Raw genomic sequence first — 19,426 nt, forward strand, 5'->3', positions numbered from 1 at the left:
AGGCGCCAAGGCAATCCGGCCTGGCTGTTTCGGGAGGTGGGACGAGGTTGAACTACTCATTGGTTGACGGGATCGACTGGCCATCGGTTCCCGTCCGTTGCAGGCCCGGATGCAATTTTGAAGGAGCGACGATGGCTCAGACCCTTTCGTTCAATGGTCGCAGGCGCGTACGCAAGTTTTTTGGTAAAATCCCTGAAGTCGCAGAAATGCCGAACCTCATCGAGGTTCAGAAGGCGTCCTACGACCAGTTTCTGATGGTTGAAGAGCCCAAGGGTGGTCGTCCCGACGAAGGCCTCCAGGCTGTCTTCAAGTCCGTTTTCCCGATCACCGATTTCTCCGGCGCTTCCATGCTGGAGTTCGTGTCCTATGAATTCGAGCCGCCGAAGTTCGACGTCGACGAATGCCGCCAGCGCGACCTGACCTATGCTGCGCCGCTGAAGGTTACTCTCCGTCTCATCGTGTTCGATATCGACGAGGATACCGGCGCAAAGTCGATCAAGGACATCAAGGAACAGTCCGTCTACATGGGCGACATGCCGCTCATGACGAACAACGGTACGTTCATCGTGAACGGCACCGAACGCGTGATCGTGTCCCAGATGCACCGTTCGCCGGGCGTCTTCTTCGATCATGACAAGGGCAAGAGCCATTCTTCCGGCAAGCTGCTCTTTGCTGCGCGTGTGATCCCCTATCGCGGTTCCTGGCTGGATATCGAATTTGACGCCAAGGACATCGTCTATGCCCGTATCGACCGCCGCCGCAAGATTCCGGTGACGTCGCTGCTGATGGCCCTCGGCATGGACGGCGAGGAAATCCTCGACACCTTCTACACGAAGTCGCTCTACAAGCGCGACGGCGAAGGCTGGCGCATTCCCTTCAAGCCGGAAACGCTGAAGGGCGCAAAGGCGATCACCGAGATGGTCGACGCCGATACCGGCGAAGTCGTCGTCGAAGCCGGCAAGAAGCTGACCCCGCGTCTGCTCCGCCAGCTCTCCGACAAGGGCCTGAAGGCCCTCAAGGCGACTGACGACGATCTCTATGGCAACTACCTTGCCGAAGACATCGTCAACTACTCGACGGGTGAGATCTATCTCGAAGCCGGCGACGAAATCGACGAGAAGACGCTTGGCATCATCCTCGCGAACCACTTCGACGAGATTCCTGTTCTCGGCATCGACCACATCAATGTCGGCGCCTACATCCGCAACACGCTCGCAGCAGACAAGAACGAGAACCGTCAGGACGCTCTGTTCGACATCTACCGCGTCATGCGTCCGGGTGAACCGCCGACCATGGAGTCGGCCGAAGCCATGTTCAACTCGCTGTTCTTCGATGCGGAGCGTTACGACCTCTCCGCCGTCGGCCGCGTGAAGATGAACATGCGTCTCGATCTAAGCGTCGAAGACACCGTTCGCATCCTGCGCAAGGACGACATCCTGGCCGTGGTCAAGATGCTTGTCGAACTGCGCGACGGCAAGGGCGAGATCGACGACATCGACAACCTCGGTAACCGCCGCGTCCGCTCGGTCGGCGAACTGATGGAAAACCAGTACCGTCTCGGCCTGCTGCGCATGGAGCGCGCGATCAAGGAACGTATGTCCTCGATCGAAATCGATACGGTCATGCCGCAGGATCTGATCAACGCCAAGCCGGCTGCTGCAGCCGTCCGCGAATTCTTCGGTTCCTCGCAGCTCTCGCAGTTCATGGACCAGGTCAACCCGCTCTCGGAGATCACCCACAAGCGCCGTCTCTCGGCTCTTGGCCCGGGTGGTCTGACCCGCGAGCGCGCCGGCTTCGAAGTCCGCGACGTTCATCCGACGCATTACGGTCGTATTTGCCCGATCGAAACGCCGGAAGGCCCGAACATCGGTCTCATCAACTCACTGGCGACCTTTGCGCGCGTCAACAAGTACGGCTTCATCGAAAGCCCGTACCGCCGCATCGTCGATGGCAAGGTGACCAATGACGTGCTTTACCTCTCCGCCATGGAAGAGGCGAAGTACTACGTTGCTCAGGCCAACGCCGAACTGACGTCGGACGGTTCCTTCGTCGATGAATTCGTCGTCTGCCGTCACGCCGGCGAAGTTATGCTCGCCCCGCGCGACAGCATGAACCTGATGGACGTTTCGCCGAAGCAGGTCGTTTCGGTCGCAGCCGCTCTCATCCCGTTCCTGGAAAACGACGATGCCAACCGCGCTCTCATGGGCTCGAACATGCAGCGTCAGGCCGTTCCGCTTCTGCGCGCTGAAGCGCCGTTCGTCGGCACAGGCATGGAACCGGTCGTCGCCCGCGACTCCGGTGCTGCCATCGGCGCACGCCGCGGCGGCGTGGTCGATCAGGTCGACGCGACGCGTATCGTTATCCGCGCCACGGAAGACCTCGAAGCCGGCAAGTCCGGCGTCGATATCTACCGCCTGCAGAAGTTCCAGCGTTCGAACCAGAACACCTGCGTCAACCAGCGTCCGCTGGTGACCGTCGGTGACGTGGTCAACCGCGGCGACATTCTCGCCGATGGCCCGTCCACGGATCTGGGCGATCTGGCTCTCGGCCGCAACGCGCTCGTCGCGTTCATGCCCTGGAACGGCTACAACTACGAAGACTCGATCCTGCTCTCCGAGCGTATCGTTGCCGACGACGTGTTCACCTCCATCCACATCGAAGAATTCGAAGTGATGGCGCGTGACACCAAGCTTGGTCCGGAAGAAATCACGCGCGATATCCCGAACGTTTCGGAAGAAGCGCTGAAGAACCTCGACGAAGCCGGTATCGTCTATATTGGTGCCGAAGTTCAGCCGGGTGATATCCTGGTCGGCAAAATCACACCGAAGGGCGAAAGCCCGATGACGCCGGAAGAAAAGCTCCTGCGCGCCATTTTCGGTGAAAAGGCATCGGACGTGCGCGACACATCCATGCGCATGCCGCCCGGCACCTACGGCACGATCGTCGAAGTGCGCGTCTTTAACCGCCACGGCGTTGAAAAGGACGAGCGCGCGATGGCAATCGAGCGCGAAGAGATCGAGCGTCTTGCGAAGGACCGCGACGACGAACAGGCGATCCTCGACCGTAACGTCTACGGCCGTCTGATCGACATGCTGCGCGGCCAGTCCTCTATTGCTGGCCCCAAGGGCTTCAAGAAGGGCACCGAGCTGTCAAACGCCGTCATCTCCGAGTATCCTCGCTCGCAGTGGTGGATGTTCGCCGTCGAAGACGAAAAGGTCCAGAGCGAGCTGGAAGCACTCCGCGGCCAGTACGACGAATCCAAGTCGCGCCTCGAACAGCGCTTCATGGACAAGGTCGAAAAGGTCCAGCGCGGCGACGAAATGCCTCCGGGCGTCATGAAGATGGTCAAGGTCTTCGTCGCTGTTAAGCGCAAGATCCAGCCGGGCGACAAGATGGCCGGCCGTCACGGCAACAAGGGTGTCGTTTCGCGCATCGTGCCTGTCGAAGACATGCCGTTCCTCGAAGACGGCACGCATGTCGACGTCGTTCTGAATCCGCTCGGCGTGCCCTCGCGCATGAACGTCGGCCAGATTCTCGAGACGCACCTTGGTTGGGCTTGCGCCGGCATGGGTCGTCAGATCGGCGAGATGCTGGAGGCCTACAAGGCCGGTGGCAACATCGAGCCGCTCCGCAAGACGATCGGCGACGTTGTCGGTGATGGTCCGAAGGCCGAGCAGGTCAAGGATTTCGACGATGAATCGGTCCTGCGTCTGGCCGACCAGTGGAAGCGTGGCGTGTCCATCGCGACTCCGGTCTTCGACGGTGCGAACGAAGAGAACGTCAACGAGATGCTGCGTCTGGCAGGTCTCAAGGATACTGGTCAGTCGACGCTGTACGACGGTCGTACCGGCGAGCAGTTCGACCGCCAGGTTACGGTTGGCTACATCTATATGCTGAAGCTCAACCACCTAGTCGACGACAAGATCCACGCTCGTTCGATCGGCCCGTACTCGCTCGTCACCCAGCAGCCGCTGGGCGGTAAGGCGCAGTTCGGCGGCCAGCGCTTCGGCGAAATGGAGGTCTGGGCGCTCGAAGCTTACGGTGCAGCCTACACGCTGCAGGAAATGCTGACGGTGAAGTCGGACGACGTTGCCGGCCGTACCAAGGTCTACGAAGCGATCGTCCGTGGCGACGACACCTTCGAGGCCGGCATTCCGGAAAGCTTCAACGTTCTCGTCAAGGAAATGCGCTCGCTGGGTCTCTCGGTCGAGCTCGAAAATTCCAAGGTCGAGGACCTGCAGGCTGCAAGCCAGCTGCCGGACGCTGCCGAGTAACCACTTGATAGGGTGTGCGCCTTAATGGGGCGCACACCGTTCCCGCCGAGGCCCCGTAACGTGTTGGCCGGGCAGGGACGCTTTCGCCGCATTCTGCGGTTATTGTCGTTTAAGCGATGGTGCGGCTCGCGGGAATTCGCCGCCAACCTCGCAAGCTAAGGGCGCTTTCGCCCATGAAGGAGACAGGCATGAACCAAGAGGTCATGAATCTTTTCAATCCGCAGGTGCCTGCACAGAACTTCGATTCCATCCGGATTTCGATCGCTTCTCCGGAGAAGATTCTTTCCTGGTCCTACGGTGAGATCAAGAAGCCGGAAACCATCAACTACCGCACGTTCAAGCCGGAGCGCGACGGTCTCTTCTGCGCGCGCATATTCGGGCCGATCAAGGACTACGAGTGCCTGTGCGGCAAGTACAAGCGCATGAAGTACAAGGGCATCATCTGCGAAAAGTGCGGCGTCGAAGTCACGCTGTCGCGCGTTCGCCGTGAGCGCATGGGCCATATCGAGCTCGCCGCTCCCGTTGCCCACATCTGGTTCCTGAAGTCTCTGCCGAGCCGCATTTCCACGCTGCTCGACATGACGCTGAAGGATGTCGAGCGCGTCCTCTACTTCGAAAACTACATCGTCACCGAGCCGGGCCTGACCGCGCTCAAGGAGCACCAGCTCCTGACGGAAGAAGAGTACATGCTCGCCGTCGACGAATATGGCGAAGACCAGTTCACGGCCATGATCGGTGCAGAGGCCATCTACGAGATGCTGGCATCGATGAACCTCGAAAAGATCGCTGGCGATCTGCGCTCGGAGCTTGCCGACACCACGTCGGATCTCAAGCAGAAGAAGCTGATGAAGCGCCTGAAGATCGTCGAGAACTTCATGGAATCCGGCAACCGCCCGGAATGGATGATCATGAAGGTCGTTCCGGTCATCCCGCCGGACCTGCGCCCGCTGGTTCCGCTTGATGGCGGCCGTTTCGCAACGTCGGATCTGAACGATCTCTACCGTCGCGTCATCAACCGTAACAACCGTCTGAAGCGCCTTATCGAACTGCGCGCTCCGGGTATCATCATCCGCAACGAAAAGCGCATGCTGCAGGAATCTGTCGACGCGCTCTTCGACAACGGCCGCCGTGGCCGCGTCATCACCGGCGCCAACAAGCGTCCGCTGAAGTCGCTGTCCGACATGCTCAAGGGCAAGCAGGGCCGCTTCCGTCAGAACCTGCTCGGCAAGCGCGTCGACTATTCCGGCCGTTCGGTCATCGTGACCGGTCCGGAACTGAAGCTGCACCAGTGCGGCCTTCCGAAGAAGATGGCGCTCGAGCTCTTCAAGCCGTTCATCTACGCCCGTCTCGACGCCAAGGGGTATTCCTCGACCGTCAAGCAGGCCAAGAAGTTGGTCGAAAAGGAAAAGCCGGAAGTCTGGGATATCCTCGACGAGGTTATCCGCGAGCATCCGGTTCTTCTGAACCGCGCACCGACGCTGCACCGCCTGGGCATCCAGGCCTTCGAGCCCACCCTGGTCGAAGGCAAGGCCATCCAGCTGCACCCGCTCGTCTGCACGGCCTTCAACGCCGACTTCGACGGTGACCAGATGGCCGTTCACGTGCCGCTGTCGCTCGAAGCTCAGCTCGAAGCTCGCGTTCTGATGATGTCGACGAACAACATCCTGCATCCGGCAAACGGTGCACCGATCATCGTTCCGTCGCAGGACATGGTTCTCGGCCTGTATTACCTGTCGATCATGAACCAGAACGAGCCGGGCGAGGGCATGGCCTTCTCCGATCTCGGCGAGCTGCACCACGCCCTCGAAACCAAGGTCGTGACGCTGCATACCAAGATCCGCGGTCGCTTCAAGTCGATCGGCGAAGACGGCAAGCCCTACTCGAAGATCTATGAAACGACGCCGGGCCGCCTGCTTATCGGCGAACTCCTGCCAAAGAACGGCAAGGTGACCTTCGATATCTGCAACCAGGAAATGACCAAGAAGAACATCTCCAGGATGATCGACGCGGTCTACCGCCATTGCGGCCAGAAGGACACGGTCATTTTCTGTGACCGCATCATGCAGCTCGGCTTCAGCCATGCCTGCCGCGCCGGCATTTCGTTCGGCAAGGACGACATGGTCATCCCGGACACCAAGGCCAAGATCGTCAACGACACCGAAAATCTGGTGAAGGAATACGAGCAGCAGTACAACGACGGTCTCATCACCCAGGGCGAGAAGTACAACAAGGTTGTCGACGCCTGGGGCAAGGCAACCGAAAAGGTCGCCGAAGAGATGATGGCCCGCATTAAGGCTGTCGAGTTCGATCCGGCTACCGGTCGTCAGAAGCCGATGAACTCGATCTACATGATGTCCCACTCGGGTGCTCGTGGTTCTCCGAACCAGATGCGCCAGCTGGGCGGCATGCGCGGCCTCATGGCCAAGCCGTCGGGCGAAATCATCGAGACGCCGATCATCTCGAACTTCAAGGAAGGCCTGACCGTCAACGAGTACTTCAACTCGACGCACGGCGCCCGTAAGGGTCTGGCAGACACCGCCTTGAAGACCGCGAACTCCGGTTACCTGACCCGCCGTCTCGTCGACGTCGCGCAGGATTGCATCGTGACGCACGTTGATTGCGGCACCGAAACCGGCCTCACCATGACCGCCATCGTAGATGCCGGTCAGGTCGTTGCCTCGCTCGGCGCCCGTATCCTCGGTCGTACGGCTCTCGATAACATCGACCATCCGGTCACCGGCGAGCGTATCGTCGATGCCGGCAAGATGATCCTCGAGCCCGATGTCGCGGAAATTGAAAAGGCTGGCATCCAGTCGATCCGCATTCGCTCGGCATTGACCTGCGAAATCCAGACGGGCGTCTGCTCGGTCTGCTATGGCCGCGACCTTGCTCGTGGTACGCCGGTTAACATGGGCGAAGCCGTCGGCGTCATTGCCGCTCAGTCGATCGGTGAACCGGGCACTCAGCTCACCATGCGTACGTTCCATCTCGGTGGTACGGCAACCGTGGTCGACCAGTCGTTCCTGGAAGCCTCGTACGAAGGTACGGTGCAGATCAAGAACCGCAATGTGCTGCGCAACTCCGAAGGCAACCTTGTTGCGATGGGCCGTAACATGACCGTCCAGATCCTGGACGAGCGTGGCGTGGAGCGATCCTCGCAGCGTGTCGCGTACGGTTCCAAGCTGCATGTCGACGAAGGTGACAAGGTCAAGCGCGGTCAGCGTCTGGCAGAGTGGGACCCCTACACCCGTCCGATGATGACGGAAGTAGCCGGTACCGTTCAGTTCGAAGATGTTGTCGACGGTCTCTCGGTTCTCGAAGCGACCGACGAATCCACGGGTATTACCAAGCGTCAGGTTATCGACTGGCGTTCGACCCCGCGCGGTTCGGATCTGAAGCCGGCCATCGTCATCAAGGACGCCAGCGGCAATGTCGCGAAGCTGTCTCGCGGTGGCGAAGCCCGCTTCCTGCTCTCGGTCGATGCGATCTTGTCCGTCGAGCCGGGCCAGAAGGTCTCGCAGGGTGACGTTCTTGCTCGTTCGCCGCTGGAAAGCGCCAAGACCAAGGACATCACCGGTGGTCTGCCGCGCGTCGCAGAACTGTTCGAAGCCCGTCGCCCGAAGGACCACGCCATCATCGCTGAGATCGATGGTACGATCCGCCTCGGCCGCGACTACAAGAACAAGCGTCGCGTCATCATCGAGCCGGCAGAAGACGGTGTGGAGCCTGTCGAATACCTGATCCCGAAGGGCAAGCCCTTCCACCTTCAGGAAGGCGACTATATCGAAAAGGGTGATTACATCCTCGACGGTAACCCAGCTCCGCACGACATCCTGGCGATCAAGGGCGTGGAAGCCTTGGCTTCCTACCTCGTCAACGAAATCCAGGAAGTCTATCGTCTGCAGGGCGTTGTCATCAACGACAAGCACATCGAAGTGATTGTCCGCCAGATGCTGCAGAAGGTGGAAATCACCGATGCAGGCGACTCGACCTATATCGTCGGCGACAACGTCGATCGTATCGAGCTCGAGGACGTCAACGACCAGCTCATCGAGGAAGGCAAGAAGCCTGCCAGCGGCGAACCGGTTCTGCTCGGTATCACCAAGGCATCGCTGCAGACTCCGTCCTTCATCTCGGCCGCTTCCTTCCAGGAAACGACCAAGGTGCTGACGGAAGCTGCGATCGCCGGCAAGACCGACGGCCTCCAGGGTCTGAAGGAAAACGTCATCGTCGGCCGCCTGATCCCGGCCGGTACCGGTGGCACCATGACCCAGATCCGCCGTATCGCGACGGCTCGCGACGACCTGATCCTGGAAGAGCGCCGCAAGGGCTCCGGGGCAGGGGCCGCAACGCCGATGCTGCAGGATCTGGCGAACGAAAGCGCTCCGGCTGCCGAGTAATCGGCAGTCACGCATCTTTGACATTCAAAGCCGCCTGGAGAAATCCGGGCGGCTTTTGCTTATTAAGATCGTTAGAGATATGGCATCCGTTGAGGAGTGTGGTGCCGACGATGGTTTGAATAGCGATATAAAGACGGAAAGGGTATCGGCGGGAAAGACGAAGCCTCCACCAGCGTGCAGGCTCCATTTCTTGTATATGGGCTCAGCTGAAACGGATGATCGAAACCTCGCCATCCAGCGCACCTTGATAGGCGGAGGCATGTGGCTCTTCGGAGGGCACTTCGGTCAACATGCCGATCTGGTCGAGGTCGGCCTCGATGAAGCCTTCCTCCGCAAGCGCGTTCAGGGCTTCGCGCACAGCGCTGTCGTCATCGGCGGCTTTCAGCATGACATGCAGATCCACGCCCTCGCTCGTATCCGATTCATAGCCCTTGCCGATGATGATGAAGATCATCGGTCCGTCGAAATTGTTGTCGTTGTCCGGTGTTCCGATCATCCCTTTGTCCTTCGGCTCTATGAGAATCGCATATGCAGACCCCATATAAGGGCTTGATGTCTGCCATACTGATTCCTATCTGTTTTTGCTGCGATGCCCAAGTTTATCTTGCCGGGTATCCTTAATCGCCCTAAAGAGCCTGTAAACAGCGCGCTCACAGGGCTTTTCAAGTCGTTGGGACGGAGATTATTTCTTAACCGGCCTTGACGAACAGGGTGGAAACCAGTAGTACGCCCGCCATCAGATCCCATGTGAGGTTTGGCTGTTTGGGGCGACGCGCCCTGAAGATCGCCTCAAACAAGGTTCTATACGCACGTTGAAGTCATGATGCTGCACGCATGACGCATCTCTTTTGCGTCCTCTGCTCTATGTGGTCCATCTGCGGAAGCGGATCGGGCCATATTTTGCGCATTGAGGGAAATATGTGTGGCAATGCCGGAAACGGCGAAGTTCGAGCCCGCAAGGGTACTGAGACAAACGTAAGGGATGGTTGAATGCCTACCGTAAACCAGCTGATCCGCAAGCCTCGCCAGGCGAACGTAAAGCGTAATAAGGTTCCCGCTCTTCAGGAGAACCCGCAGAAGCGCGGCGTTTGCACCCGCGTCTACACCACGACGCCGAAGAAGCCGAACTCGGCTCTGCGTAAGGTCGCAAAGATCCGCCTCACCAACGGCTTCGAAGTCATTGGCTACATTCCCGGCGAAGGTCACAACCTTCAGGAACACTCTGTCGTCATGATCCGTGGCGGCCGCGTCAAGGACCTTCCGGGTGTCCGTTACCACATCATCCGCGGCGTTCTCGATACCCAGGGTGTCAAGAACCGCAAGCAGCGCCGTTCCAAGTACGGTGCGAAGCGTCCGAAGTAATTTCGCCCGGGCGGCATCGCCCGGAAGGCTTGAAAGTGAGTTTCCGGCGCTGCGCGAGGTCCTCCGCGTGGTGAAGCGCCTTAACAGTTAAAGAGACGAGAAGTATGTCCAGACGTCATAAAGCAGAAAAGCGCGAGATCAATCCGGACCCGAAGTTCGGTGACCTCGTTGTTACGAAGTTCATGAATGCCATCATGCTGGACGGCAAGAAGTCCGTCGCTGAAAGCATCGTATACGGCGCATTTGACTCCGTGCAGAACAAGTCGAAGCAGGAGCCGCTGACGGTTTTCCATTCCGCGCTCGACAACATTGCTCCGCATGTTGAAGTCCGTTCGCGCCGCGTCGGTGGTGCGACCTACCAGGTTCCGGTCGATGTTCGTCCGGAGCGCCGCCAGGCTCTTGCTATCCGCTGGCTGATCGCTGCTGCTCGCAAGCGCAACGAGACCACCATGATCGATCGTCTTTCGGGCGAACTTCTCGATGCCTCCAACAACCGCGGCTCCGCGGTCAAGAAGCGCGAAGACACGCACAAGATGGCTGATGCCAACCGCGCGTTCTCGCATTATCGCTGGTAATCCCGAACGATATCGAAAGGCAGTCCATTATGGCTCGCGAATATAAGATCGAAGACTACCGCAATTTCGGTATCATGGCGCACATCGACGCCGGCAAGACCACGACCACCGAGCGTATCCTTTACTACACCGGCAAGTCGCACAAGATCGGCGAAGTCCACGATGGCGCAGCCACGATGGACTGGATGGAGCAGGAGCAGGAGCGTGGCATCACGATCACGTCCGCTGCGACCACGACCTTCTGGAAGGGCCGTGACGGCAAGATGCGCCGCTTCAACATCATCGACACCCCCGGCCACGTCGACTTCACGATCGAAGTCGAGCGTTCGCTTCGCGTTCTCGACGGCGCCATCGCGTTGCTCGATGCTAACGCCGGTGTCGAGCCGCAGACGGAAACCGTCTGGCGTCAGGCCGAGAAGTACAACGTTCCACGCATGATCTTCTGCAACAAGATGGACAAGACCGGCGCGGACTTCTACCGCTCGGTCGAGATGATCAAGACTCGTCTCGGTGCCACCGCCGTCGTCATGCAGCTGCCGATCGGCGCTGAAAGCGACTTCAAGGGCGTTGTCGACCTGGTCGAGATGAACGCTCTGATCTGGCGCGACGAATCTCTCGGCGCCCAGTGGGATGTCGTCGAGATCCCTGATGACCTGAAGGCCAAGGCTGAGGAATATCGCGAAAAGCTGATCGAGACGGTTGTCGAAATCGACGAAGCTGCGATGGAAGCCTACCTCGAAGGCGTCATGCCTGATAACGACAAGATCCGCGAGCTCGTTCGTCGCGGCACGATCGATGTCAAGTTCCATCCGATGTTCTGCGGCACCGCTTTCAAGAACAAGGGCGTTCAGCCGCTGCTCGACGCTGTCGTCGACTACCTGCCGTCGCCGCTCGACATTCCGGCGATCAAGGGCATCGACTTCAAGACCGAAGCCGAAATCGAGCGTCATGCTGACGATGCCGAGCCGCTGTCCATGCTCGCGTTCAAGATCATGAACGACCCCTTCGTCGGTTCGCTCACCTTCGCCCGCATCTACTCCGGCAAGCTGGAAAAAGGCTCGTCGGTCATGAACACGGTCAAGGACAAGCGCGAGCGCGTCGGCCGCATGCTGCAGATGCACTCCAACTCGCGTGAAGACATCGAAGAAGCCTTTGCCGGCGACATCGTTGCTCTTGCGGGTCTCAAAGAAACCACCACGGGTGACACGCTCTGCGACCCGCTGAAGCCGGTTATTCTTGAGCGCATGGAGTTCCCGGAGCCGGTCATCCAGATCGCTATCGAGCCGAAGTCCAAGGGCGACCAGGAAAAGATGGGCCTCGCGCTCAACCGCCTGGCTGCAGAAGATCCGTCCTTCCGCGTGAAGACGGATCAGGAATCCGGTCAGACGATCATCGCCGGCATGGGCGAACTGCATCTCGACATCATTGTCGACCGCATGCGTCGTGAGTTCAAGGTTGAAGCAAACGTCGGCGCGCCGCAGGTTGCTTACCGCGAAACCATCACGCGCCAGACCGAAGAAGACTACACGCACAAGAAGCAGACCGGTGGTACCGGCCAGTTCGCGCGCGTCAAGATCATCTTCGAACCGAACCCGGAAGGCGAAGACTTCAAGTTCGAATCCAAGATCGTCGGTGGTGCTGTTCCGAAGGAATACATCCCCGGTGTTCAGAAGGGTATCGAAAGCGTTCTGTCCTCCGGCCCGCTCGCTGGCTTTCCGATGCTGGGCGTCAAGGCGACGCTCGTCGATGGTGCCTTCCACGACGTCGATTCGTCTGTCCTGGCGTTCGAAATCGCTGCCCGCGCCTGCTTCCGTGAAGCGGCAAAGAAGGCTGGCGCTCAGCTCCTCGAGCCGATGATGAAGGTCGAAGTCGTCACCCCGGAAGATTACGTCGGTGACGTTATCGGCGACCTGAATTCCCGCCGCGGTCAGATCCAGGGTCAGGAAAGCCGCGGTATCGCTGTCGTCATCAGCGCCAACGTTCCGCTGGCGAACATGTTCAAGTACGTCGATAACCTGCGCTCCATGTCGCAGGGCCGCGCACAGTACACGATGACCTTCGATCACTACGCGCCGGTCCCGTCGAACGTCGCAACTGAAATCCAGGCAAAGTATTCCGGTCAGAAGTGACCGGAATACCAATTGTCCGATAACAAGAATTAGCGCCCCTCGGGGCCAAAGAATGGAGGCCGAAAATGGCAAAGAGTAAGTTTGAGCGCAACAAGCCGCACGTCAACATCGGCACGATCGGCCACGTTGACCATGGCAAGACGTCTCTGACGGCAGCGATCACGAAGTACTTCGGTGAGTTCAAGGCGTATGACCAGATCGACGCTGCGCCGGAAGAAAAGGCGCGCGGCATCACCATTTCGACGGCTCACGTCGAGTATGAGACGCCGAACCGCCACTATGCGCACGTCGACTGCCCCGGCCACGCCGACTATGTGAAGAACATGATCACCGGTGCCGCGCAGATGGACGGCGCGATCCTGGTCTGCTCTGCTGCCGACGGCCCGATGCCGCAGACGCGCGAGCACATCCTGCTCGCCCGCCAGGTTGGCGTTCCGGCGATCGTCGTGTTCTTGAACAAGGTCGACCAGGTCGACGACGCCGAGCTTCTCGAGCTCGTCGAGCTTGAAGTTCGCGAACTTCTGTCGTCCTACGACTTCCCGGGCGACGACATCCCGGTCGTCAAGGGCTCGGCGCTTGCTGCGCTTGAAGATTCCGACAAGAAGATCGGCGAAGACGCGATCCGCGAGCTGATGGCTCAGGTCGACGCCTACATCCCGACGCCTGAGCGTCCGATCGACCAGCCGTTCCTGATGCCGATCGAAGACGTGTTCTCGATCTCGGGCCGTGGTACGGTTGTGACGGGCCGCGTCGAGCGCGGTATCGTCAAGGTTGGCGAAGAAGTCGAGATCGTCGGCATCCGTCCGACCTCGAAGACGACGGTGACCGGCGTTGAAATGTTCCGCAAGCTGCTCGACCAGGGCCAGGCTGGCGACAACATCGGCGCTCTGGTTCGCGGTGTGAACCGTGACGGCGTCGAGCGCGGCCAGATCCTGTGCAAGCCGGGCTCTGTCAAGCCGCACAAGAAGTTCAAGGCCGAAGCCTACATCCTGACGAAGGAAGAAGGCGGCCGTCATACGCCGTTCTTCACGAACTACCGTCCGCAGTTCTACTTCCGCACGACGGACGTGACCGGCATCGTCACGCTTCCGGAAGGCACGGAAATGGTTATGCCTGGCGACAACGTCACCGTTGACGTCGAGCTGATCGTTCCGATCGCGATGGAAGAAAAGCTTCGCTTCGCGATCCGCGAAGGCGGCCGCACCGTCGGTGCAGGCATCGTCGCTTCCATCATCGAGTAATTCATTCGGCTGCCCCACTGGAGCGGCCGATTCGATGACATTATTATGATGCAAGCGGCGCAAGCCGCTTGCTTATTACACAGAAATGTTGCAAATGGCGCGCGAGCGCGATTTGCGTACCGCTTTGGATGACGAAGCGGCGACTAAAACAAACAATAAGGTGGGCTAAAAGGCCCTGAAGAATGGATAGGGATGCCGCACGCGGCGTCGCTCTCGATCTTTGAAACCGGTGGTCCGCCTTAGGAAGAAAGAAAAACCCGTGTCTTGTCCAAAGATACGTGGAAAACAAACACAAGGATAACGTCGAATGAACGGCCAAAATATCCGCATTCGCCTGAAGGCGTTCGATCACCGGATTCTCGATGCTTCCACGCGCGAGATCGTGTCGACGGCGAAGCGCACCGGTGCAAGCGTCCGGGGCCCCGTTCCGCTTCCGACCCGCATCGAGAAGTTTACGGTCAACCGGTCCCCGCACATCGACAAGAAGAGCCGCGAACAGTTCGAGATGCGCACGCATAAGCGCCTGCTCGACATCGTAGACCCGACCCCGCAGACGGTAGACGCGCTGATGAAGCTCGATCTCGCCGCCGGTGTCGATGTTGAGATCAAGCTCTGAGCTTGCTCGAGCTGAGTTGGAAGGATTGAACCGATGCGTTCAGGTGTGATTGCACAGAAGGTGGGAATGACCCGCGTCTACAACGACGCCGGCGAGCATGTCCCTGTAACGGTACTGCGTTTGGATGGCTGCCAGGTTGTGGCCCAGCGCACCGTAGAAAAGAACGGCTATACCGCGCTTCAGCTCGGTGCTGGCCAGGCCAAGGTAAAGAACACGTCTAAGGCCATGCGCGGTAACTTTGCTGTCGCTAACGTTGAGCCCAAGGCCAAGCTTCAGGAGTTCCGCGTTTCGGAAGACCATCTGCTTGATGTTGGTACCGAACTCAAGGCCGGCCACTTTGCTGCGGGCCAGCTCGTCGATGTTACCGGCACGACGATCGGTAAGGGCTTTGCCGGCGCCATGAAGCGCCATGGTTTCGGCGGTCTTCGCGCCACGCACGGTGTGTCCGTTTCGCACCGTTCGCACGGTTCGACGGGTTCGCGCCAGGATCCGGGCAAGGTTTTCAAGAATAAGAAGATGGCTGGTCACATGGGCCAGACGCGCGTGACGACGCAGAACCTTGAAGTGGTTTCGACCGATGAAGATCGCGGTCTGATCCTGATTAAGGGTGCAGTACCCGGTTCCAAGGGTGCCTGGATCATCGTGCGCGACGCCGTCAAGTCGGCAGCGAAGTAAGGGAGCCAGACCAATGGAATTGAACGTCAAGACCCTCGAGGGAAAAGACGCTGGGAAGGTTTCCCTTTCGGAAGCGATTTTCGGCCTTGAGCCCCGTGAAGATATTCTCGCCCGCGTTATCCGCTGGCAGCTTGCCAAGAAGCAGCAGGGCACGCACCAGGCAAAGGGCCGCGCAGACGTCTGGCGCACCGGCGCCAAGATGTACAAGCAGAAGGGTACGGGCCGCGCTCGTCACCATTCGGCTCGTGCTCCGCAGTTCCGCGGCGGTGGTAAGGCTCATGGCCCGGTTGCTCGCAGCCACGAACACGACCTTCCCAAGAAGGTTCGTGCACTCGGCCTGCGTCATGCGTTGTCCGCTAAGATCAAGGCAGACGAACTGATCATCATTGATGATCTGGTCGCCAACGAAGCAAAGACGAAGGCTCTGGCCGGCGTATTCGCAACGCTGGGCCTCACCAACGCCCTCTTCATCGGCGGCGCCGAGCTCGACGGTAACTTCAAGCTCGCTGCCCAGAACATCCCGAACATCGATGTTCTGCCGATCCAGGGCATCAACGTTTACGACATCGTCCGCCGCGGCAAGCTCGTGCTTTCCAAGGCTGCCGTTGAAGCGCTAGAGGAGCGATTCAAGTGACCGATCTCCGCCACTACGATGTGATCGTTTCTCCTGCGATCACCGAAAAGTCCACGCTGGTATCGGAAAACAACCAGGTTGTTTTCAATGTCGCCAAGAAGGCGACGAAGCCGGAAATCAAGGCTGCAGTCGAGGCGCTCTTCGGCGTCAAGGTTACGGCTGTCAACACTCTGCTGCGCAAGGGCAAGACCCGTCGTTTCCGCGGTTTTGTCGGCAAGCAGCAGGACGTGAAGAAGGCTGTCGTGACGTTGGCCGAAGGCCAGACGATCGACGTCTCCACCGGTCTCTGAGGAATAAAAAGATGGCATTGAAAACTTTCAATCCGACGACCCCGAGCCAGCGCCAGCTGGTCATCGTCGACCGTTCGGGCCTCTACAAGGGCAAGCCGGTCAAGGCGCTGACGGAAGGTCTGACCAAGAGCGGCGGCCGTAACAACCTCGGCCGCATCACGGCCCGCTTCATCGGCGGCGGTCACAAGCGTACCTATCGCATCATCGACTTCAAGCGTCGCAAGTTCGACGTTGAAGGCACGGTTGAGCGTATCGAATACGACCCGAACCGCACGGCTTACATCGCGCTCGTCCGCTACTCTGACGGCGAACAGGCCTACATCCTCGCTCCGCAGCGTCTTGCTGCCGGCGACAAGGTCATCGCTTCCGACAAGGCTGTCGACGTCAAGCCCGGCAATACGATGCCGCTGCAGTACATCCCGGTCGGCTCCATCATCCACAACGTGGAAATGAAGCCGGGCAAGGGCGGTCAGATTGCCCGCTCTGCCGGTTCCTACGCGCAGCTCGTCGGCCGTGACCAGGGCATGGCGATCCTTCGCCTGAACTCGGGCGAACAGCGCCTCGTGCACGGCACCTGCCTTGCTTCGATTGGTGCGGTGTCGAACCCTGACCATGCCAACATCAACGACGGTAAGGCCGGTCGTACTGTTTGGCGCGGCAAGCGTCCGCATAACCGCGGCGTCGTCATGAACCCGGTCGACCATCCGCATGGCGGTGGTGAAGGCCGCACTTCGGGCGGCCGTCATCCGGTTTCGCCGTGGGGCAAGCCGACCAAGGGCAAGCGCACCCGGTCGAACAAGTCGACCGACAAGATGATCATGCGCTCGCGTCATCAGCGTAAGAAGTAAGAGAGGAAGTCCTCAATGGCTCGTTCAGTATGGAAAGGTCCGTTTGTTGACGGCTATCTTCTCAAGAAGGCTGAGAAGGTTCGTGAAGGCGGACGTGCAGAAGTAATCAAGATCTGGAGCCGTCGCTCCACGATCCTGCCGCAGTTCGTTGGTCTCACCTTCGGCGTCTACAACGGCAGCAAGCATGTTCCGGTCAGTGTCAATGAAGACATGGTCGGTCATAAATTCGGTGAATTCTCTCCGACCCGTACCTACTACGGTCACGGCGCGGACAAGAAGGCAAAGAGGAAGTAACGATGGGTAAGGCTAAAGCCGAACGCCGGCTGAAGGACAACGAGGCGCAAGCAGTCGCCCGTACGCTCCGCGTCAGCCCACAGAAGCTCAACCTGGTTGCCGCAGCTATCCGCGGCAAGAAGGTCGAGCGTGCACTCGCTGAGCTGGAATTCTCCCGCAAGCGTATCGCAGGCGCCGTCAAGAAGACGCTTGAATCTGCGATCGCCAACGCTGAGAACAACCATGACCTCGACGTCGACGCTCTCGTCGTCGCCGAGGCCTATGTCGGCAAGTCGATCGTCATGAAGCGCTTCCACGCTCGCGGCCGCGGCCGCGCATCGCGGATCGAACGTCCGTTCGCTCACCTGACGATCGTCGTTCGTGAAGTGCAGGCACAAGAGGAGGCCGCATAATGGGTCAGAAAATCAATCCGATTGGTTTCCGTCTTGGCATCAACCGTACCTGGGATAGCCGCTGGTTTGCGGACAATGCCGAATACGGCCAGCTCCTGCACGAAGACCTGAAGATGCGGAAGTTCGTCATGAGCGAACTGAAGCAGGCCGGTATCTCCAAGGTGGTCATCGAGCGTCCGCACAAGAAGTGCCGCGTCACGATCCACTCGGCCCGTCCGGGCCTGATCATCGGCCGCAAGGGCGCCGACATCGACAAGCTCCGCAAGAAGCTGTCGGACATGACGAACTCCGAAACGCACCTCAACATCGTTGAAGTGCGCAAGCCGGAAATCGACGCAACGCTCGTTGCTCAGTCGATCGCCCAGCAGCTCGAGCGCCGCGTGGCTTTCCGCCGCGCCATGAAGCGCGCCGTCCAGTCCGCGATGCGTCTTGGCGCCGAAGGCATCAAGATCACCTGCGCAGGCCGTCTCGGCGGTGCGGAAATCGCTCGTACGGAATGGTACCGCGAAGGCCGCGTTCCGCTGCACACCCTGCGCGCTGACATCGACTACGGTACGGCTGAAGCCGAAACCGCGTTCGGTATCTGCGGCATCAAGGTCTGGATCTTCAAGGGCGAAATCCTTGAGCACGATCCGATGGCTTCCGAACGCCGCGCGCTGGAAGGCGACGCACAGGGCCCGGCAAGCCGCGAACGCGACCGTGGCGATCGTCGCCGCGAACGCGACAACGCGTAATTAGCGCTGGCGAAAGATAAGCTCGGAGAAGTAAGAAAATGTTGCAGCCAAAGCGTACTAAGTACCGCAAGCAGTTCAAGGGCCGCATCAAGGGCGTTGCCAAGGGCGGTTCCGACCTTGCCTTCGGCGAATTCGGCCTGAAGGCTCAGGAGCCGAACCGCGTTAACGCTCGCGAGATCGAGGCGGCCCGCCGCGCGATCACGCGTTACATGAAGCGCGCCGGCCGTGTTTGGATCCGCGTGTTCCCGGACGTTCCGGTAACCGCAAAGCCTACCGAAGTCCGTATGGGTAAGGGTAAGGGTTCCGTGGAATACTGGGCATGCAAGGTCAAGCCCGGTCGTATGATGTTCGAGATCGACGGTGTCTCCGAGGAAATCGCGCGTGAAGCGCTTCGCCTCGGCTCGGCCAAGCTCTCGGTCAAGACGCGCTTCGTACAGCGCATCGCAGAGTAAGGAGAAGGCACGATGAAAGCCGAAGAAGTACGCGGCCTCACGGCCGACCAGCTCAAGGACAAGCTTGCCGACCTGAAGAAGGAGCAGTTCAATCTGCGCTTCCAGAAGGCGACCGGCCAGCTCGAGAAGTCCTCGCGCATCAACGAAGTCCGCAAGGACATCGCCCGCGTCAAAACCATTGCCCGCCAGAAGGCGGCAGAAGCAAAGGCGTAAAGGAAGAAAAACATGCCGAAGCGCATTCTGCAGGGCGTCGTCGTTGGCGACAAGAACGAGAAGACTGTCGTAGTTCGCGTTGAGCGTCGTTTCGCTCATCCGCTGCTCCAGAAGACCGTTCGTCGTTCCAAGAAGTACAAGGCCCACGACGAAAACAATCAGTACAAGATCGGCGATATCGTCTCCATCGAGGAGTGCGCACCGATCTCGAAGGACAAGCGCTGGACGGTCGTTGCCGCCCAGGCCAAGTAAGAATTTTGCGCGAGGCCTTGCGTCTCGCGGAAATTTCTGTATGAA

The 19,426-nt window shown here is 59.4% G+C and carries 18 protein-coding genes; 17 read left to right on the forward strand and 1 reads right to left on the reverse strand.

Features of this window, described 5'->3' with window-relative positions:
* Nucleotides 1–131 precede the first annotated feature (131 nt).
* Together rpoB and rpoC are read left to right on the forward strand one after the other, a co-directional pair.
* Entirely contained in the window at nt 132–4,274 is a 4,143-nt protein-coding gene (rpoB, locus tag JNB85_RS12645) for a DNA-directed RNA polymerase subunit beta (protein WP_183743784.1), read from the forward strand.
* A gap of 188 nt (nt 4,275–4,462) precedes the next feature.
* Nucleotides 4,463–8,674 (forward strand): DNA-directed RNA polymerase subunit beta', encoded by a 4,212-nt coding sequence (rpoC, locus tag JNB85_RS12650; protein WP_183743782.1) that lies wholly within the window; start codon nt 4,463–4,465, stop codon nt 8,672–8,674.
* A gap of 202 nt (nt 8,675–8,876) precedes the next feature.
* Here rpoC and JNB85_RS12655 read toward each other — a convergent pair whose 3' ends face one another.
* A complete protein-coding gene (locus JNB85_RS12655) occupies nt 8,877–9,170 on the reverse strand; it encodes a transcriptional regulator (protein WP_112547859.1) in 294 nt (97 codons plus the stop codon).
* Nucleotides 9,171–9,664: 494 nt separating this feature from the next.
* Between JNB85_RS12655 and rpsL the strand changes: the two genes are divergently transcribed.
* The 15 genes from rpsL to rpsQ all read left to right on the forward strand — a co-directional run bounded on the left by rpsL (nt 9,665) and on the right by rpsQ (nt 19,381).
* Nucleotides 9,665–10,036: a 30S ribosomal protein S12 gene (gene rpsL, locus JNB85_RS12660; protein WP_003547537.1), complete on the forward strand. Its 372-nt coding sequence runs from the start codon at nt 9,665–9,667 to the stop codon at nt 10,034–10,036.
* Between the two features lie 104 nt (nt 10,037–10,140).
* Nucleotides 10,141–10,611 carry a 30S ribosomal protein S7 gene (gene rpsG / locus JNB85_RS12665; protein WP_112571934.1) on the forward strand — a complete coding sequence of 157 codons (471 nt, stop codon included), beginning with the start codon at nt 10,141–10,143 and terminating at the stop codon, nt 10,609–10,611.
* Between the two features lie 29 nt (nt 10,612–10,640).
* Complete coding sequence (gene fusA / locus JNB85_RS12670; protein ID WP_220334674.1) at nt 10,641–12,740, forward strand: elongation factor G; 2,100 nt, start codon at nt 10,641–10,643, stop codon at nt 12,738–12,740.
* Between the two features lie 65 nt (nt 12,741–12,805).
* Complete coding sequence (gene tuf / locus JNB85_RS12675) at nt 12,806–13,981, forward strand: elongation factor Tu (protein WP_183743778.1); 1,176 nt, start codon at nt 12,806–12,808, stop codon at nt 13,979–13,981.
* Nucleotides 13,982–14,288: 307 nt separating this feature from the next.
* A complete protein-coding gene (gene rpsJ, locus JNB85_RS12680) occupies nt 14,289–14,597 on the forward strand; it encodes a 30S ribosomal protein S10 (RefSeq protein WP_003547547.1) in 309 nt (102 codons plus the stop codon).
* Between the two features lie 33 nt (nt 14,598–14,630).
* The gene (gene rplC / locus JNB85_RS12685) at nt 14,631–15,272 is read left to right on the forward strand and encodes a 50S ribosomal protein L3 (protein ID WP_183743776.1); all 642 of its coding nucleotides are present in this window, start codon (nt 14,631–14,633) and stop codon (nt 15,270–15,272) included.
* Nucleotides 15,273–15,285: 13 nt separating this feature from the next.
* Entirely contained in the window at nt 15,286–15,906 is a 621-nt protein-coding gene (rplD, locus tag JNB85_RS12690) for a 50S ribosomal protein L4 (protein ID WP_007812861.1), read from the forward strand.
* Nucleotides 15,903–16,196, forward strand: a complete 294-nt coding sequence (locus JNB85_RS12695) for a 50S ribosomal protein L23 (protein WP_007812862.1) — start codon at nt 15,903–15,905, stop codon at nt 16,194–16,196. The genes rplD and JNB85_RS12695 overlap by 4 nt, the downstream gene beginning before the upstream one ends.
* 11 nt (nt 16,197–16,207) lie before the next feature.
* Entirely contained in the window at nt 16,208–17,044 is an 837-nt protein-coding gene (rplB, locus tag JNB85_RS12700) for a 50S ribosomal protein L2 (protein WP_183743774.1), read from the forward strand.
* Between the two features lie 15 nt (nt 17,045–17,059).
* The gene (rpsS, locus tag JNB85_RS12705) at nt 17,060–17,338 is read left to right on the forward strand and encodes a 30S ribosomal protein S19 (protein ID WP_007531666.1); all 279 of its coding nucleotides are present in this window, start codon (nt 17,060–17,062) and stop codon (nt 17,336–17,338) included.
* Between the two features lie 2 nt (nt 17,339–17,340).
* Entirely contained in the window at nt 17,341–17,730 is a 390-nt protein-coding gene (rplV, locus tag JNB85_RS12710) for a 50S ribosomal protein L22 (RefSeq protein WP_007812866.1), read from the forward strand.
* Nucleotides 17,730–18,464, forward strand: coding sequence for a 30S ribosomal protein S3 (gene rpsC, locus JNB85_RS12715; protein WP_112572305.1), 735 nt, complete (start codon nt 17,730–17,732; stop codon nt 18,462–18,464). Before rplV ends, rpsC begins: the two co-directional genes overlap by 1 nt.
* 38 nt (nt 18,465–18,502) lie before the next feature.
* Nucleotides 18,503–18,916, forward strand: a complete 414-nt coding sequence (gene rplP / locus JNB85_RS12720; protein WP_003573792.1) for a 50S ribosomal protein L16 — start codon at nt 18,503–18,505, stop codon at nt 18,914–18,916.
* 12 nt (nt 18,917–18,928) lie between these two features.
* The gene (gene rpmC / locus JNB85_RS12725) at nt 18,929–19,129 is read left to right on the forward strand and encodes a 50S ribosomal protein L29 (protein ID WP_007531673.1); all 201 of its coding nucleotides are present in this window, start codon (nt 18,929–18,931) and stop codon (nt 19,127–19,129) included.
* Nucleotides 19,130–19,141: 12 nt separating this feature from the next.
* The gene (rpsQ, locus tag JNB85_RS12730) at nt 19,142–19,381 is read left to right on the forward strand and encodes a 30S ribosomal protein S17 (RefSeq protein WP_018115517.1); all 240 of its coding nucleotides are present in this window, start codon (nt 19,142–19,144) and stop codon (nt 19,379–19,381) included.
* The last annotated feature ends 45 nt before the right edge of the window (nt 19,382–19,426 follow it).

It is taken from the genome of Rhizobium mesosinicum (genome assembly GCF_019511345.1).
In the GTDB taxonomy this organism is placed as follows: Bacteria; Pseudomonadota; Alphaproteobacteria; order Rhizobiales; family Rhizobiaceae; genus Rhizobium; species Rhizobium mesosinicum.